The sequence below is a fragment of the Kineothrix sp. MB12-C1 genome (assembly GCF_030863805.1).
Classification (GTDB): domain Bacteria; phylum Bacillota; class Clostridia; order Lachnospirales; family Lachnospiraceae; genus Kineothrix.
This window is the reverse complement of the sequence record NZ_CP132957.1, coordinates 3,441,801-3,458,341: the sequence shown is the minus strand read 5'-3', so window position 1 is coordinate 3,458,341 and position 16,541 is coordinate 3,441,801. Positions and strand designations below refer to the sequence as shown.

Here is a 16,541-nt window from a genome sequence, read left to right as displayed (position 1 = left end):
GTATTACAACAGCTATAATAAAATGGATCTGTCGATTAATCCCAATGAGCAGTATAATCCCAAAAATACTATTGCAAGAGAAATCTATGCCTGGCAATATACTTCTAGCGGACAGGTTCCCGGAATCATTGGAAATGTAGATATCAATATACTCTACAACGTTTCAAGCTCCAATACAAACAGTGATATTCCAAACACAAACTCTTCCACATCTAGCTCCTTTACAGAAACCTCTATTACACTTCTTGGTAAAATCACCACTACTTCATCCAATTTAACTATTCGTTCACAACCAAATACAACATCTTCAAGCTTAGGTTATTACACTAAAGCTTCTATTGTTCAACTAACAGCGAAAACATCGAATGGTTGGTATCGTACTGATAGGGGGTACATTTCTGGTAGTTATGTTAGTACCGTAACAGGACAAGTTTATAACTGTGGTGGATTGAACTTTAGAACATCGCCAGATCCCGGTGCTACTGTGATTAAAACTATGAAGCCAGCGGACGAAATGATGCTTTTAAAGGAAGAAAACGGGTGGTATAACGCAAAGCTGAATGACGGTACGATTGGTTGGGTATCAAAGAAATACATAAGGATATTATAAATGGATTGGAGGATGCTATGGCAGATGATGATAAAGTAAAGATAGCCGAGCTAGATGCTAGATGTAAATCAAACACGCATCAAATAGATGAGCTGAAAAATGACATTTCAGATATAAGGTCTGAACAAAAAGCAATATACGACATTAATACAAATATTCAACTCATGACACAGACCATGGGATTAATGAAAACAGATATAACAGATGTAAAAAAAGATATTGGCGGTGTAAAAGAAAAAGTTAATATACTCGAAAACAAACCTGCTAATGATACATACAAGAAAGTTGATGTTATTAAAGATAAGGTGTCTTGGATACTCATTGGAGGGGTTACTGCATATTTACTAACACAAATACTTCCTAACATGAAGTGGTAGGGGGTGCTGATATGTATAAAATTCTTTTGAAACGTTCTGAACGTGGGGTAAAAAGTTTATATGAATATTCTACAAAATTAGTAATAAATACGGAAACAAATAATACTATGGAAGTGGTAGAAGAATTTGAAAATGAAGATACTCTAAGAGATAGAGTGAGAGAATTATTACTGACGCGTTCTATTAATGACTTTAGCGTTGTTGCAGATAAAACATATGAAGTAGATGTGTTATTTTCACTACCAAATGATAATGAAACTGAAGAAATAGAACCTTGAAATAATTATAGCCAGATAGGACTTAATAATCCTTTCTGGCTATTTTTTACGATACTCTTTGTTCTTTCATTCTAGCATAAGATTCTAATGCCTCTGTGACCTCGTTTGGACTTAATCCAGACGTTACAATTATGTCGTTAACACATTCTAGGTCTTTTATTTTCTTCTCACTGTATAAGGCTTCTAGCTCGTTCTGCTCCGATTTGATTCTGGTTTGCAATTTTGAAATCAAATCTTCCTTCTCAACAATTCTGTCTTCAATAGACTTTTTCGGTTTTCTCCCTGCCATATTTTACCTCCAAAAATATTTAATGGTATAGTGTAGGTTTGTCAAACATATGTTACAGTGACCGTAAATAATTCTTTAATACCTCTGCTGGAGATTTCCATCCAAGGGGTCTCATGGGAAAGCGGTTATAATCCCTTGTGTTATAGATCTTTAACTGTCTGCCAAAGTCCTCCAATGAGTAGAACCGATGGGTGGCATAAAAGCGTTCATTGTCTTTTCTGTGGCTGCGCTCTACCTTTCCATTATGTCTTGGAGTGAAGGGACGGATCAACTTATGACGGATGCCATGCTGCTGGAGATTTACCTGAAAAAGAGTCGGTTTATCGGAACCACCATAGGAAGCGAACCGCTTGGTGAATTCCTGTCCATTATCGGTCTGCACACACTCGATGGGTAAGGGAAACGCTTTGATCAGGTGTTCCAAAAACTGTGAAGAAGAATAAGAACTGTGTTCCTCAAAGGCCTCCACGAAACGCCATCGGGAGAATTCATCGATGGCTGTGTATTGATAAAAACGCTTCCCTTTGGCATCACCTGTCAGGCAGACAGAAGGGACAAATTTGACGTCGATCTGGATGCGCTGTCCGGGATAGCTCATGGCTTCGTAAGGCTTAGGGATATACTTGGGATTCTGAGGTCTTTGTGCCAGAATGCCCTGTTTTCTCAGGAAGCGATAGAGTCCGGGGATGGAGCGGGAGTATCCCCGCTGCATGAGCTTGACCCAGAAGACAACCAGTCCGGCATCTGGATTGCGTTTACGCATATCCGAGATGAGCTTCCTTTCGGCATCGGTATGCTGGTTGGGGTGATGGTGAGGTTTTCTGGAACGATCCCTAAGGGATTCCAGGGAACCATCAAAACGACGTTTCCAACGGTAAATATACTGTCTGTTGGTCTTATATCTGACAGCAGCCTTGGAGACGCCATACTTATCGGCGTAATGAATGAGCGATAGACGATACCTCATATCCTGTGTTATACTAGCCATGCGAGAGTACTCTCCTTTGTGTAGGTTTTTGTTGTGGTGACTTAAATATAACACAAAAAGGTATTCTCGCTTTTAATTATTTAGTTTTGTAACACATGTATTGTAATCCTACAACCTCCAAAAATATTTAATGGTATAGTATATGGACAAGAATAAGAAAATATTCTAATCAAGCATTTTTATATTGTATACAGGTAGTAGAATTTTATCTTTATTAATTAAATTCCATAGCTCCATTACATCTGATTCTTTGATTAATTTTTCATTCGCTAAATGTAAATGGATATTTTTATTGTTCTCCGATAGCTGTTTGAAAATTAAATAAGTCTTCTTATTTTCAAAATAAAGTTCTTTATATATTATCATATTTTTTTCTCCATTTCTCCTTTAATCATATAATATATAATTATACAAACATTTGTTCTGTTTGTAAATAGGAAAACGAAGATAAATTGTTATTTAATTATTTAGCTTTGTATTCGAATTCTATCACATCTCCGACTTGGATATCATCTGTAAACCATCTGCGGGCAATGTCTATTAAAGAACCCGTATCATCGTCTATAGAGCATGTTATTATTCTGTTTTCAATTCTAATTATCGTTAGTTTCATTTATACATTCATCCTTAAAAATTAATACAGTTTTTCATTATAAATATATTCATTTTTAAATATCAATATAGAAATCTTTTTACGCCACAAACCCATTTACTTTACGCCAATTTACGCCAATTGGCTAATAATTAATAAGAATTTATAACACTTTATTACTATTTCACTATTATTGAATATATTGTAAATATGCCGTATTTATCATGTTTCCTACAATTCGTAAGGGGTCACCTGATATACATAATAATTCAACCAATTCGCATACAAGTTATTACAATGCGCGCGCCATTGCAGTCCCGGTTTTTCCATGGGATTATTATCAGGATAATAATTGCAGGGTACTTCTATGGAGATGCCCTTTTCCCTATCGCGTACGTATTCATTATGGAGGGTCATACGGTCATATTCAGGATGCCCCATCACGTATATTTGTTTTCCTTCTTCGGCAATACAAAGCGTTACACCAGCCTCCGGCGACTCTGCCAACACTATCAGCTCCTTGCAATCATGAATTGCCTCTGCAGCTACTGTGGTATAGCGGCTATGTGGTATTAGGAAAGAGTCATCGAATCCTCTCACAAGGGGAACTTTACGATTCATCACCTTATGATTGTAAATACCGAACAATTTTTCCGGCAGAAGCTCCTTATTTAATCCAAAATGATAATACAGACCGGCTTGTGCTCCCCAGCAAATATGTAAGGTAGATGTCACATTTTGCTTAGACCAAGCCATAATTTCGCATAGTTCGTCCCAATAATCCACTTCGTCGAAGGAGATTTGTTCTACCGGAGCTCCGGTGATAATCAGACCATCGTATTTATTCATCTTCAATTCATCGAAGGTATTATAAAACTTATTCAGGTGATTCATCGAAGTATTTAACGATTTATGGCCATTCATTTTCATAAATGTCACATCGACCTGCAATGGCGTATTGGATAATGCCCGCAGCAATTGAAGTTCGGTGTCTTGTTTGACCGGCATCAGATTCAGAATACAAATTTGCAGAGGTCGAATATCTTGATGTAACGCTCTGTTTTCATCCACTACGAATATGTTTTCGTTTTCCAATATTCCTTTTGCAGGCAAATCATTCTGTGTCTTAATCGGCATTATTTTCTCCTCCTAAAAAGTGTTTTATAAACTGCTCCTCCGTAAGAATCGGTACTCCAAGTTCCTTCGCCTTTTTGTTTTTCGAAGACGAAGATGTGCTGTCATTATTAATCAGGCAATTCGTTTTCTTCGTTACGCTGCCCGTTACCTTGCCGCCTTTTTTCTCAATCTCTTCCTTGAGTTCATTCCGGCTGGGGTAATGGTTCAAACTTCCGGTCACTACAAATACTTTTCCTTCCAACGTTTCACTGCCTTCTTCTATCTCTTCTGCCTCAATTTCAATTTCTTTCAAAAGATTCTCCAAATTCTTTTTATTATCTTCTTTTTGAAAATATTGAAAAAAGGCCGTGGCAATCACTTCACCGATCCCATCTACCATACTTAAACTTTCCACATCCGCTGCCAACATATCTTCCAAACGGTAACGATACTTCCGACACAAGACTTTAGCGTTCGCCAACCCTATTCCGGAGATTCCAAAGCTATATATTAAACGAGGCAGCGTCGTCTTTCTTGCAGTCTCAATGCTGGCCATCAGATTGCGATATGACTTTTCTCCCAAACCTTCCATCTGAACAATTTCTTCTTTGTACCTGTCCAAATGAAAAATATCGGCATATTCGTGAATATATCCTTTGGCAATGAACTTTTCCAACGTCGCCTCCGAAAGGCCATCGATATTCATACCATCCCGGCTCACAAATAAAGTAAAGGATTTAATTTTTTTGGCATCGCAGGAGGCGTTCGTACAATACAAAGACTGTACTTCATTTACCTTCCGTATCTCGGTCTCTCCACCGCATACAGGGCAGGCTTCCGGAATCTCCATATTATCACTGCCGGTAAGATTCTCTGCAATCTGCGGAATAATCATATTGGCCTTATATACCGTGATGTGATCTCCGATTCCCAGCTTTAATCCTCGCAGAATACTGATATTATGCACCGATGCACGACTGACTGTCGTTCCCTCTAACTCCACCGGTTCAAAAATGGCCACCGGATTGATAAGACCGGTTCTGCTGGGGCTCCATTCGATTTCTCTTAAAACAGTCTCCCGCACTTCATCTTCCCATTTAAAAGCGATGGAATCCCTCGGAAATTTCGCAGTCATTCCAAGCGACCTTCCATAGGCTATATCGTTATATATAAGCACAAGACCATCTGAGGGAATATCATAGTTTTCAACCTTCTGCTCGAAGGCATCGATAGCATCGACTACTGTATTCTTATCTACCTTTTCGTATTCGACCGTTTGAAATCCCTGTTCCTGCAAGAATAATATCTGCTCTTCTCTGGAATTATGAAATTCCACTCCCTCCGCTTTCATAAGGGAAAAAGCAAAAAAGTTAACATTCCGTCTCGCTGTAATTCCATTATTCAACTGCCGGACCGAACCGCTGCAAAGATTCCTTGGGTTTTTATACTTTGCGGCCACATCCTCAATTCCCATATTGATCTTCTCAAAATCCGAATATGTGATAACGGCCTCTCCTCTTAGAATCAATTCTCCTTTATAAGAGATAGACAGAGGCAGATTACGAAAAGTTCTGGCATTATTCGTAACGACTTCGCCAATTTCTCCGTTTCCTCGAGTGACAGCTTTTGCAAGTTTTCCTTCAGAATATGTCAAAACAATGGTTAAACCATCTAATTTCCAAGATAATAACGCGACCTGGTCTTGCACCCAATCCCTAATATCTTCCCGGCTCTTTGTTTTTCCTAATGATAACATCTGTCCTTCATGACGTTCCTTCGGCAGCTCTTCTACCGCCTCATAACCCACATTCATAGTGGGGCTTCCTGCAAGAACAAGACCGGTCTCTTCTTCCAGCGCTACCAATTCATCGTAGAGTTTATCATATTCAAAATTACTTATAATTTCCGTATCTTCCGCATAATACGCTTTCGAAGCCCGGTTTAACAATTCTGTCAGTTCTCTTATTCTAGTCGTTTTATCAGCTCTTATATCCATATCTAACTCTACTCTTCCCTCAATCTGTTTCTTACTGTAACTGTTCGGTCAACGCAGCAGGTGCGCAGACCTATTTAATAGTTACTTCGTAACTGTTCAGTACCCTCACAGTTACAAAGCATCTTTGCAAGATTGCTTTGTAAAAATCCATTAAAATCACCTTCGGTGATGGGATTTTTACTTGCCATTCCACGTTTTCTTACGGTCAGCGCAGTAAATGCGCAGACCTGCTGAATAGTTACGTCACTTCTTATAATATTATCATTCTACTCAGATACTTTCAAATCCTAATTTTCCTACTTCTTCATCATGTATCCCACAAGCTTCGTATAACTGTTGTAATTCTTCTCCTTGAATTATACGGTATTCCCCTGGTTTTAAATTTGCAAGTTCAATATTCACAACGCGTGTTCTCTTTATTCCCTTCACCTCGTATCCTAAGGTTTTTGCCATTCTGCGTATTTGTCTATTGACTCCTTGAGTCAAGATTATGCGGAAGGTATACTTTCCTTGTTTCTCAATGTGGCATGGTCTCGTCGTGATATTCAACTCCTCCAGATATACGCCGCCTGCCATAGCCTTCAGAAATCCCTGTGTAATTTCTTTATCTACTTTTACCACATATTCTTTTTCATGCCTATTAGCCGCCTTCATCATAGCATTAATCAGCATCCCATCATTTGTCATTACCAACAGGCCCTCTGAATCTTTATCCAGTCTACCTGCATAAGTCAACCTGACGGGAAACTGTAATTGATCACTTATCTTCTTCTCCGCATGCCTGTCTCGTTCCGTACAAGTGACTCCTATCTGCTTATAATAAGCCAGAATTACCTTTTTATTCTTTCCTTCTATCGTTTTTCCATTCACAGTGATCGTATCCATATCACTTACTACGCTTCCAATGGCGGCTGGCATCCCGTTTATTGTTACGCGCCCTTCCTCAATCAGCTTATCAGCATCCCGTCTGGAACAGATACCACACGCCGCCAAATATTTATTCAAACGTTCCTTTTTACTTTTATCCATCTTTATCAGCCTTCATTTTCTTCTATTTTTCTGAGATTCTGATACTCCATAACTTTTATTTTGTCACATATATTTCATATCTACACATAATACATACATTTTTCCCCAGCTCGTCTTATATGCCTTGGAGTAGGTGGAGCATAAGTTTCCCGTAGCTCCTGATATATATTCATGAGATACATATATTTCATCCATCTGATTCGCAGCCTGACTAAAATATCGTTTCGACCTATGATCATCTCCCGGTTCTGCCGGCTTAAAACCGCTTACCGTTCTTACTTCAACAGATCCCCCCATTACTGTATGGCTTACCTGCTTTCCATCGCTTCCTATCACATAAACACATTCAATATGTTCTTCCCCTTTCAGACACCCCTTCAGCATCTCATCCATTCTATCTTCTATACAACTTTCGAGCACCTTCAAGGTTCTCTGCATAAAGTTCCTTGCCTCTCCATCAATAAGCTTTTTTTCTAATACAAGCCTTTTAGAAGGGTCTACGATAAAGGTATCCAAAATTTTCTTCAGCTTAGCCGTCTCTTCATAGAGGCAGGCATTCATTTTCGCATTCTCCTGGGCCAATGTAACATTATTTTGAATCGTAGAAGATATTCTCGCAATCGTATCGACCATTTCTTTAATGTTTTCCTTTTGTAATGCCGTATTATCTACAATCTTGCGGCTATCCTCATTTATCTCTCCAAGAGAATCTTTCATTTGTTCAAATCGTTCTGCCGTTAGATTTACGACTGTCTGACATTCTCCCACCTTCGATACGCTTTCTTTCAAGAGTTTTCCAGTCTGTTCCACCGCTTTTGTCGTTTGATGAGCCAGTTCTCCTATTTCCTGCGCTACCACAGCAAATCCCTTTCCGTGCTCACCGGCACGCGCTGCCTCGATAGAAGCATTCAAAGACAGAAGCTTTGTCTGAGATGAAATAGAATATATCATATCCGCTATCTTTGATATATTACCGGAAGCGATATTCACCTCCTCCATCGCATCCACCATCAATATAGCATCTTCATAGCCCTCCCTGGCGTGTTCCATCAGTTCCATCATACCGTAGCTTATTTTATTTATATTGTTATGATTTCTTTCAGTTTCTTCATATACACTGTCCGCCTTTATTGTTACCAACTTCATTTCTCCCGCTATCTGCGCTTCGTTTTCTGCAAAAAGTCCGGCGGTATGATTGGCCTTCTTTCCTATATTATTAATTTGATTCATTATATCATTAATTTGAATAAACGTCTCGGATAAAGATACAGTTATTTTTGTAAGTGCCGTTTTTATTGGAATAAAGTCTCCATAAAACTTTGTCTCACCCGACACACGAACAAGCAAATCCCCTACTGATAAATGGGAAAGAACTCCTGATATTTCCGCTATGTATTCGTTTAGAACATTGGCAATTTCATTAATATCTTCGCTTATTCTTTGGAGATGCTCTTCTCCTGCTTCGATCTTATCGATATCCAGATTCCCTTTTACAAGGCGATTCGTTTGTTTCCTGATCGTCTCACAATCTTTCTCCAATTGCCTGTACATACTTTTTCTGCCCATCATGACTTTTCTCCTTTTCTACATTTAAGAATAGTTTTCTTTGTTCCGCGCGCGTAGCTGCGCCTCCTGCGCGGAGCGCTTTTATTCTATAGGATCAATACTTTTATACCTTAATGCAGCAAGGTCTCTCCTATAGAATAAAAAAAGTTTGGGTGAGATATCATACCTCATCCAAACTTCTTTGTTTTGTCCCTGTCTTTATTTTCTTATCTCTATATTCGATGATTAAAAATCACCGAATATAGATGCCTCCGGCGGATGCACACTCACACGAAGTGGTATTTTGCCGCAAAGCGACCGTGCTCGGTGCAGACGGCGAATTAATCGCCGTCTATATATCTATTTTTTATAATTAACATATTACCATAATATCCACATAATAGTAAATACCCAACATAATCAATATTCGTCAATTCCCGCTCAGTTTCCTCATATCTTTCAAAATACGAACTGTATCAACAACATATAGGCAATCGTCCCTCCTGCAATCGAAAGCAGCATCTGGCGCTTCCATATATGTAGAATAATAACAAGGGCCGTACTGATTAACTCCGGAATTCCCCTGCTTCCTGTTAAAAAGCTAGTATCTTTGAAACAGTAAATAACCAGAAGTCCTAGTGCTGCTGAGGGAAGCATCTTACCCAAATATTTAATATATGCCGGAGTCGGCTTATCTGCCGGAAATAATATAAATGGAAGAAAACGTGTTATCACTGTTCCTAAAATAACCGCTCCTATTGTAATTATCTGCTGTGTTAACGTCATACTATTCGCCACCTCCCATTCTCTCCAAGGGTTTTCTCATAATGGTAAGGCAGAACAAAATCATAAGCATTGCCGGAATAATAAAATTCTCCCTGCCAAATATCACAAGGCTCAGCACTGTAATACCAAGGCCGATAAGCGCACTGTAATGAACGGTTTCTTTCATCCATTGTTCCAGGAATATCACAACAAAAAGAGCTGTCATCACAAAACTGATCCCCTCAGTACTAAACCGTACGAACGGCCCTAAGAAAGCGCCCAACGCAGCTCCGCAAACCCAATAAATATGATTTAACAGCGTCACAAAGAACATAAACCATCCCTTATCCACACCTTCCGGTATATTGGTCGTGCAATTAATGGAAAATGACTCATCACACATACCAAAGATTAAGTAATACTTTTTGCGTCCTGTCCCGTTATACTTGTCCAGCATAGAAATACCATAGAATAAATGGCGCGCATTCACCATTAATGTTAAAAGGAAAGCTCCGAGAGGGTCAAACATACCAAGTAATAAATTAACCGTCACAAATTCCATAGAACCTGCAAAAATCGTAGCTCCCATAAGAATAGGATATATTGCAGGGAATCCCGACGCATTCATATAAATTCCATAGGCTATACCGAGGAAAACAAATCCTGCCAAAATAGGTACCGTATAAGGAAAAGCTACTATAAATGCTTGCCTTATCTTATTTTCTCGTGTCATTTTAATTATTACACCTTTCTTATCAGTCCGTGCTGCCTCATCTATAATTTGTATTACATCAGACTTATTTTTATATTACAACCTCTTATATTGAGCTGTATTGAGGAAAATCCGGTTAAACTACACCCCAAATATTATACATGAATTTCCTGCCATGTCCAACACTTGGGGTGTAGTTTGAAAACTTTATTTATTTTCCTTTTTTCTTAATCTGTTTAAAAACCTTGCAAATAAGCGGATTTCCACTTATTTGCAAGGCTCTCATTTTATATTATTAAACAATGCCTTGCGCAGTCATTGCCTCTGCAACTTTCAAGAAACCTGCAATGTTCGCACCTGCAACATAGTTGCCTTCCATTCCATATTTCTTGGATGCTGTATCTAGGTTATGGAAGATATTTACCATAATGCGCTTTAACCTTTCATCCACCTCTTCGAAAGTCCAGCTAAGTCTTTCGCTGTTCTGGCTCATTTCAAGTGCCGAAGTCGCTACACCGCCTGCGTTAGATGCCTTACCCGGGCAGAACAACACCTTATTCTCTTGAAGATATTCAGTCGCTTCCAAAGTAGTAGGCATATTAGCACCTTCTGCTACTGCAAAGCAGCCATTAGCCACAAGTGCTTTCGCATCATCGAGATCAAGCTCGTTTTGTGTTGCACAAGGAAGGGCAATATCGCATTTTACACTCCATACTCCTGTTCCTTCATGGTACTGAGCACTAGGTCTTGCTGCCGCATATTCTGTAAGTCTGGCGCGTTTTACTTCCTTTATCTCTTTTAAGAGCGCAATGTCGATTCCTTCTGAATCATAGATCCAACCGTTGGAGTCGGAACAGGTCACAGGCTTGCCGCCAAGCTGCTGTGCTTTTTCAATAGCATAAATAGCTACGTTACCCGCACCTGAGACTGCAATTATTTTATCTTTGATATCTTTACCGTTGCATTTTAACATTTCTTCTGTTAAATATAATAAACCGTACCCAGTTGCCTGCATTCTTCCTAGGGAACCTCCATAAGTAAGACCTTTTCCGGTAAGAACTCCTTCATAAACATTACGAATTCGCTTATATTGTCCATACATATAGCCGATTTCTCTTGCGCCTACACCGATATCACCTGCCGGTACGTCCGTATCTGCACCGATGTGTCTATAAAGTTCTGTCATGAAGCTTTGGCAAAATGCCATAACTTCTCTGTCTGATTTTCCTTTGGGGTCGAAATCCGTACCGCCTTTACCGCCGCCAATTGGAAGTCCTGTCAAAGAGTTCTTAAATATTTGTTCGAATCCCAAAAATTTAATAATACCAAGATTTACAGAAGGATGAAAGCGAAGACCACCCTTATATGGGCCGATAGAGCTGTTAAACTGTACACGGAAGCCATTATTCACCTGAACCTGTCCTTTGTCATCTACCCATGGAATACGGAACATCACAATTCTTTCAGGAGTAACGAGACGCTCCAATAACGCGTTCTTCTTATATACCTCTTCATTCGCTTCGATCACTACACGAAGAGATTCCAACACCTCTTTTACTGCCTGAATGAACTCCGGTTGTGCCGGGTTCTTCGCAACCACCAAGTCAAATACCTCATCAACATATGACATATCCATGTCCTCCTTTAGTTTGAATGTATAGCTTTTGTTCCGCGCACGTAACTGCGCATCCTTTGTCCGTAGGGCTTTATGTATTAGTAATTTCCTAATACATAAAAAGCACATAAGAACAATCTTATGTGCTGAGACACCTTTGTCCACGTATTATTATATAATGTCATTTCTGATTTCACAACCCACTTTAGAGAATTAAACTGTAAAAGTTTTTAGAGTTTGATACATCTTTTTTTATACACTTTGTACAATAATACTTGTATACATTATAAATACTTCTTTAATCTCTCGATATTCTTCTCTTCAAAATCCATTAATTCCTTCGCAATTTCCAAGGAAACATTCTCCGCATGCTCATGATGGTTCAAATGTTTATACATATCCGTAATCCCTCTATTACTTCCCTGAATCATCATTTCTGCAATATGGCTGGTGCTCGTATTAAGCAATGTATTGGAATGAATTCCGCCTACGAGCATCATCTGACTAATATTGTTCGTACGGTAAGGTTCCGCTTTTCCTTCCAGAATTTTATCCAATGCTTTATTATGAATTTCAGAGTACTTGAGAGCTTGTTTGGATAGTTGCAGGGCAAGATCATCATCTGTCACCTTGCTGCTCATCGTGTCAATGGCTTTTATCGCCATTTCCGTATTCTTCTGCACTCCCCGTAAAATTTCCGCATCATCCTTTTTCATTGTGATCCACCTCCTCTAATAAAACAAAAGTGTGCTTCGCCCACTCTCGCAACCTAAACTTTAGCTGCACAGCTTTTGCTTGGCGCGCGCAGCTGCGCATCTATTTCATGTAATAGAAGCACTTTTCTATTACATAAAAAGGTGTAAGCATAGTTTTCTATACTCACACCTTATCTTTCTCTTCATAGAAAGTATTTACTTTTTCTCACATTTTATTCATCAATCGAACTTGATTCATAATTTGACTTTTACTCAAATGGAAATTTAATGCCCCATTCATATCTAAGGTTATCCATTAGTTTCATAATACGAATCGTTTCTTCGTGAGGCATCTGAAGACACTCAATCTCCCCATTTTGTAATGCCTTTATGCATGCTTCCACTTCATATTCATAACCCGATATTTGTTTCGGACGATTATATTTTTCCACTTTCTCATAATTAGTATTATAGACAGTTACACTCTCAAAATTATTAATATTCTCAACAACCAAGAAGCCTTTTGTTCCATGAATAATACCTTTTCTATCGCTTAAGGATAACATAGAACTGTTCAGTACTGCCATTTTTCCGTCTTCAAACAGCATCGTAATGCTATTTTGTTCATCCACACCGCTTTTCGTGTAGGTGCAGACAGAAGATACTTTCTTAACTTCCGTTCCGAATATCATAGATGCAAAATTAATGGTATATACGCCAACATCCAATAGTGCACCGCCTGCAAGAGCAGGATCGGTAAGACGGGATACCCCGTTAATCACATAACCAAGATTAGCAGTCAGCATGGTCGGCACTCCGATAACTCCACTGCTTAATACATCCTTTATCGTCTGAAGCATCGGCATATATCTTGTCCACATAGCCTCTGCAATCAGAACATTCTTTTCCCTTGCAAAAGAAATCAACGCTTCTGCCTGTGCTGCATTGGCAGTGAATGCCTTCTCACAAAGTACCGCTTTTCCGTTCTCAATACATAATCTGGCATTTTCATAATGCTCGGAATGAGGTGTTGCAATATAGATTAAATCTACCTTCTTATCCTGAACCAGTTCTTCATAGGAGCCGTAAGCCTTCTTACATCCATATTTTTTGGCGAATTCATCCGCCTTTTCTTTATTTCTGGAGGCAACTGCATAGCATTTCACGCCTTTCATTTTATTCAGCGTATTTGCCATCACTCCACCGATGTTACCAGCACCCATAATCGCTACATTTATCTTACTGTTCATCATTTTCAGCACCACCCTTTCCCTCAATATGTCTATTCTACATAATCGGATTTCACATAAGCTGTCTGATCCTTATATTTCACCTTAGTCCAACCGTCGGCCTGCTTCATAATGAGCTCCAACTTTTCACCAACATATACAAGTCCCAACTTCTCACCGGTCTCACTGGCCGATTTTCTGACATTAACATTCTCAATTACTGTTACTGTTTTGCCGTCACCAGCCGGAGTTGTCTGGGAAGGAGTCTCTTCATTGCTCGTTTCCGCCTCGGAATCAGTCGTATCTTCTACCACTTCCTCCGACACCGTCTCAAGATATTCACTCTTAATGAAAGCATCTTTTCCCTCGAAGGTTATCTTGCTCCAACCATTTCCTCTTTCTTCAAGCAAAGTAAATTCTTCTCCGGATTCTGCCTTTCCAAGCTTATCCGCAGTCTCACTGTCGGAACTACGAACATTAACCACTTCCTTGGCACGTACCTTCTTGACCACGTTCGATTCTGTTTCCTCTGCCTGCACTTGTTCCGTTTCCTCTGCCGCCTCAGATTCTCCGCCTTCTCCTGCCGCTTCACTTTCTTCTGCTGCTTCACTTTCTGCTGCAGCCGCTTCCGCCCTTGCCAAAGCTTCTCCTACAGAAACATCGATTCTCTTTGCTAAATCAGCAAGAAAAGCATTCAATTCTTCATCGCTTTCCAAAAGTTCATTGTATTCAACAGCTACCTTGTTGTTCAGATCCACCACATCATCTTGCAAAGAAATGTCACGTATATAATTGGTAATAACAGAATTATCTTCTCCTGCATTCACATAGCTATTGCCATTCTCATCGGTACAGATATAGAATGCCTGCATCCCCGGCACGAGTTGGTCATATTCGGTGAACTTTACCTTCGAATATACATATGCCAAATAAGAACCCTCCACAGGGCCAAGCTTCGTATATACATCGAGCTCCGGATAAGAATCAATATATTTACTCATTTCTTGAATTCTTATTTTCTCTGTATCATCCACAAATGAATTGATAGAAGAAATCGTGTCAGTATCTCCTTCTGCCAATGCCCCATAATAACGGCTTATAAGCTCATTTACCGCCGGATATGCATTTTCCTCCAATAGAAGTTCCGGAATCGTCTCTTCACTTTCCTCAGCTATTCCTACCGTATTCGCCACCTCTGTGCTCTCTGTAAGCTGAGCTTCCTCTTCAGCGGCTGCCTTTCTATTGGCATTGATTGCAATTGCAACCGTAAATAACACACATACTAATAGAATAACCGGCATTACAATCTTGTTATTCTCCGATATCCAATCTTTTATATCTTCCAATTTGTCTTTTATGCTGTTGTTCATAGATGACTTTCTATGCCTACTCATAAAATAAATGATCCTTTCTGCCTTTTCTTTTCCCCGTTTTTCTTTCCTCTCTATCACTTTATCATTTGTTATATAATTTTATCAATTATTTCAGAGTGATGTAATGCACCCGGCAGGAATCGAACCTGCATTAAAGGCGTCGGAGGCCTCCGTTCTATCCATTAGACTACGGGTGCATAAAGTGAGATTACGTATGAAACTGATAATATATTACAAATTTGTTACATCACTCTGATATAATATCATAACAGCTTCGTATTGTCTAGTGTACTTTTTATGAACACATTGAATAGGAAAAAATTGGATTTTAATATAATTTTTTTATATTATTGTTCTTTCTTGAGTAATAATATAAGGCATCGGTCAACACATCTTCCGGTTCTACCTGCGTATCATTAATCTCACAAACCATCCGCCACAGCTCGTATGCTATCTGTTTCCCGTCATCCGGTATTAAGATCACTTCATGAATAGAACTCGGCAGAATGAATAAATCGCTGGAAATCTGTGCGGAAAAGTCTTTCAGCGTACTATCATATATCATAGCAATTGCTCCAAAAAGCTTACTCTCATTACCCATAACGAACATTTTGCCACTGCTATCGTATTCCGTTACTGAAGAAAATAATTGTTCCGCCGCATTTTCGAACCATTCTTCATCCGGCATAAGGTTCTCTTCCACAATCTTACCCGTAGAAAACTCTTTTTTTAAATCCTCTGAAAAGATTTCCCTCATCATTCGTTCTATAGGAATAATACGAGGAGGAAGTAGTTTTTTAGTATTTCTCTTTGCATCCTTATATAATACTTCTTGCGTTATTCCCCATATTCCAAGATGATTATTATAAATTAAAATTGTTGCATTATTCAGTTCTTTCTCCGATATATTACAATAAAATACAATTGCCATATCAAGAAATCGAATATGCGGAACTTCTTCTAAAATCTTCCTATTTCTTTCATATCCTATTACTTTATATGCTACCATGCTTTTCATCTTTCCATAGTCCAGAAAAAAGCTCATATCCAGATTACCTTGAAACCGGCTTTCTTTATAAATGAGATGAATTTCTTCTATAATGTCTTTAAATTCTCTTCCCTCCTTATAATCTTTATAGAATTCATCCAGATAAATATTCGGAGAAATATTCCTATCTTCTCTCGCTATTACTACACTATTTAAAACGACTCCATTATTCTTAGTAATCTGGTTGATACTAATAGCTGCTGCCTCTCCCAGAGAAACCTCTAATTCCTTTTTCACACCTTTACAAAATTCTATCATTTCCATATGTAACCCTCTTTCTTCCC

The 16,541-nt window shown here is 38.9% G+C and carries 17 protein-coding genes and 1 tRNA gene; 3 read left to right on the top strand and 15 right to left on the bottom strand.

Translation table 11 applies throughout. The features are described 5' to 3' along the window. Positions 1-22 precede the first annotated feature (22 nt). The 3 genes from RBB56_RS15865 to RBB56_RS15855 are packed head-to-tail and all read left to right on the top strand — an operon-like array spanning position 23 to position 1,265. On the top strand, positions 23-610 hold the full coding sequence (locus RBB56_RS15865; protein ID WP_306719939.1) for an SH3 domain-containing protein: 588 nt from the start codon (positions 23-25) through the stop codon (positions 608-610). A gap of 17 nt (positions 611-627) precedes the next feature. Continuing rightward, complete coding sequence (locus RBB56_RS15860) at positions 628-987, top strand: hypothetical protein (protein ID WP_306719938.1); 360 nt, start codon at positions 628-630, stop codon at positions 985-987. 11 nt (positions 988-998) lie between these two features. Next, positions 999-1,265, top strand: coding sequence for a hypothetical protein (locus tag RBB56_RS15855; RefSeq protein ID WP_306719937.1), 267 nt, complete (start codon positions 999-1,001; stop codon positions 1,263-1,265). A gap of 46 nt (positions 1,266-1,311) precedes the next feature. On the opposite strand, the gene RBB56_RS15850 is transcribed toward RBB56_RS15855, so the two are convergent. The 15 genes from RBB56_RS15850 to RBB56_RS15780 all read right to left on the bottom strand — a co-directional run bounded on the left by RBB56_RS15850 (position 1,312) and on the right by RBB56_RS15780 (position 16,521). Continuing rightward, complete coding sequence (locus RBB56_RS15850) at positions 1,312-1,554, bottom strand: hypothetical protein (protein WP_306719936.1); 243 nt, start codon at positions 1,552-1,554, stop codon at positions 1,312-1,314. Between the two features lie 52 nt (positions 1,555-1,606). Then, entirely contained in the window at positions 1,607-2,521 is a 915-nt protein-coding gene (locus tag RBB56_RS15845) for an IS481 family transposase (RefSeq protein ID WP_306722087.1), read from the bottom strand. A 186-nt stretch (positions 2,522-2,707) separates the two neighbouring features. Beyond that, a complete protein-coding gene (locus tag RBB56_RS15840; RefSeq protein WP_306719935.1) occupies positions 2,708-2,908 on the bottom strand; it encodes a hypothetical protein in 201 nt (66 codons plus the stop codon). A gap of 457 nt (positions 2,909-3,365) precedes the next feature. After that, positions 3,366-4,271: a homoserine O-acetyltransferase MetA gene (metA, locus tag RBB56_RS15835; RefSeq protein ID WP_306719934.1), complete on the bottom strand. Its 906-nt coding sequence runs from the start codon at positions 4,269-4,271 to the stop codon at positions 3,366-3,368. Next, positions 4,261-6,246 (bottom strand): NAD-dependent DNA ligase LigA, encoded by a 1,986-nt coding sequence (gene ligA, locus RBB56_RS15830; protein WP_306719933.1) that lies wholly within the window; start codon positions 6,244-6,246, stop codon positions 4,261-4,263. The genes metA and ligA overlap by 11 nt, the downstream gene beginning before the upstream one ends. Positions 6,247-6,516: 270 nt before the next feature. Then, positions 6,517-7,275 (bottom strand): pseudouridine synthase, encoded by a 759-nt coding sequence (locus RBB56_RS15825; RefSeq protein ID WP_306719932.1) that lies wholly within the window; start codon positions 7,273-7,275, stop codon positions 6,517-6,519. A 63-nt stretch (positions 7,276-7,338) separates the two neighbouring features. Further along, positions 7,339-8,844: a methyl-accepting chemotaxis protein gene (locus tag RBB56_RS15820; protein ID WP_306719931.1), complete on the bottom strand. Its 1,506-nt coding sequence runs from the start codon at positions 8,842-8,844 to the stop codon at positions 7,339-7,341. Positions 8,845-9,279: 435 nt separating this feature from the next. Next, complete coding sequence (locus RBB56_RS15815; protein WP_306719930.1) at positions 9,280-9,606, bottom strand: branched-chain amino acid transporter permease; 327 nt, start codon at positions 9,604-9,606, stop codon at positions 9,280-9,282. Between the two features lies 1 nt (position 9,607). Then, positions 9,608-10,318, bottom strand: coding sequence for an AzlC family ABC transporter permease (locus tag RBB56_RS15810; protein WP_306719929.1), 711 nt, complete (start codon positions 10,316-10,318; stop codon positions 9,608-9,610). A 274-nt stretch (positions 10,319-10,592) separates the two neighbouring features. Continuing rightward, entirely contained in the window at positions 10,593-11,927 is a 1,335-nt protein-coding gene (gene gdhA / locus RBB56_RS15805) for an NADP-specific glutamate dehydrogenase (protein WP_306719928.1), read from the bottom strand. 269 nt (positions 11,928-12,196) lie between these two features. After that, on the bottom strand, positions 12,197-12,628 hold the full coding sequence (locus RBB56_RS15800; protein WP_306719927.1) for a hypothetical protein: 432 nt from the start codon (positions 12,626-12,628) through the stop codon (positions 12,197-12,199). Between the two features lie 248 nt (positions 12,629-12,876). Further along, positions 12,877-13,857 carry a Gfo/Idh/MocA family protein gene (locus tag RBB56_RS15795; RefSeq protein WP_442905460.1) on the bottom strand — a complete coding sequence of 327 codons (981 nt, stop codon included), beginning with the start codon at positions 13,855-13,857 and terminating at the stop codon, positions 12,877-12,879. A gap of 32 nt (positions 13,858-13,889) precedes the next feature. Then, positions 13,890-15,230, bottom strand: coding sequence for an SH3 domain-containing protein (locus RBB56_RS15790; protein ID WP_306719926.1), 1,341 nt, complete (start codon positions 15,228-15,230; stop codon positions 13,890-13,892). 104 nt (positions 15,231-15,334) lie between these two features. Beyond that, positions 15,335-15,406, bottom strand: a tRNA-Arg gene (locus RBB56_RS15785). 131 nt (positions 15,407-15,537) lie between these two features. After that, positions 15,538-16,521, bottom strand: a complete 984-nt coding sequence (locus RBB56_RS15780; protein ID WP_306719925.1) for a DUF5688 family protein — start codon at positions 16,519-16,521, stop codon at positions 15,538-15,540. Positions 16,522-16,541 lie beyond the last annotated feature (20 nt).